Source organism: Acidimicrobiales bacterium (genome assembly GCA_030747595.1).
Lineage (GTDB): Bacteria > Actinomycetota > Acidimicrobiia > Acidimicrobiales > MedAcidi-G1 > UBA9410.
Map to the genome: position 1 here is coordinate 1 of JASLKK010000034.1, position 1,178 is coordinate 1,178.

The window sequence follows — 1,178 nt, forward strand, 5'->3', positions numbered from 1 at the left end:
GATAGTCGAGGCCAGCAGTCCGGCCACCTCAGGACCCAGATCCGCCGCGATCTCCGAGGCCCGGGCCAGTAGGTAGTCGCCGGCCAGGATGGCCTCAAGGTTGCCCCAGCGGGCGTTTACGCTCTGGACAGTCCGTCGGGTCTCAGCGGCGTCCATGACGTCGTCGTGGTACAGGGACCCCTGGTGGACCAACTCGACGGCTACACCGGCCCGCACGACGTCAGTCGTGGCTGTGCCCGGCTCGGGGTCCAGTGCATGGGCGGCGGTCACGGTCAGGGCCGGTCGTACCCGTTTGCCGCCAGCGTCGATTAGGTGACGGGCTACTTCGGTCAGGAAGGGCTCATCGGATTCGACCACGGTTCGTAACTCGGCTTCGGTGCGAGCCAGAGCGTCGGCCATCCCGGGTAGGTCCAGGAGGCTGTTCGGAGACACGCCGGTCGCCGATGGGGATACTGAAGCCACCCGGTGAGGATACGGCACCGTAGGTTCTAGGCGAAACGGGCCTTTCTCGGTGCATACCAACTCCCTCTTGGGAATTTGGTCGCCCAAACGCGCCAATGGGCTGTCACGGGTCACCGGTACACTCGGATGGACGGGGGAGACGTCACAAGGCGGTGCAGTGAAGGCGCAGCACCACACATAGTAGGAGGCACCGGAGTTGTTCGAGCGGTTCACCGACAGGGCCCGGAGGGTTGTGGTTCTCGCCCAAGAAGAGGCGCGGCTGCTTAACCACAACTACATCGGAACGGAGCACATCCTGCTGGGGTTGATTCGTGAGGGTGAGGGGGTGGCCGCTCAGGTCCTCGTCAAGCTAGGCGCTGACCTCTCCCGGGTCCGCCAGCAGGTCATTCAATTGCTCTCGGGCTATGCCGGCTCCGGGCAGAGTGAGTCCCAGGAGAAGGCCGGTGCCACCGCTGGTGGTGGTGGCGGCGACTCGACATCGGGTTCGCTCGTGCTGGACCAGTTCGGACGGAACCTCACCCAAGCCGCGCGCGATAAGAAGCTTGATCCAGTCATTGGCCGCCAGCGTGAGTCTGAACGGGTTATGCAGGTGCTGTCGCGCCGTACCAAGAACAACCCGGTCCTGATTGGCGAGCCGGGCGTGGGTAAGACGGCCATCGTTGAGGGCCTCGCGCAGATGATTGCCGGAGATGCTGTTCCTGAGACCATCCGCGACA

General features: G+C 64.3%; 2 protein-coding genes. One reads left to right on the forward strand and one right to left on the reverse strand.

Annotated features, from left to right (window positions below):
- The coding region (locus QF777_11870; protein ID MDP6912239.1) for a polyprenyl synthetase family protein at positions 1-462 on the reverse strand (462 nt) is incomplete at its 3' end.
- 196 nt (positions 463-658) lie between these two features.
- On the opposite strand from QF777_11870, the gene QF777_11875 reads away from it, so the two are divergent.
- The coding region (locus QF777_11875; GenBank protein MDP6912240.1) for a Clp protease N-terminal domain-containing protein at positions 659-1,178 on the forward strand (520 nt) is incomplete at its 3' end.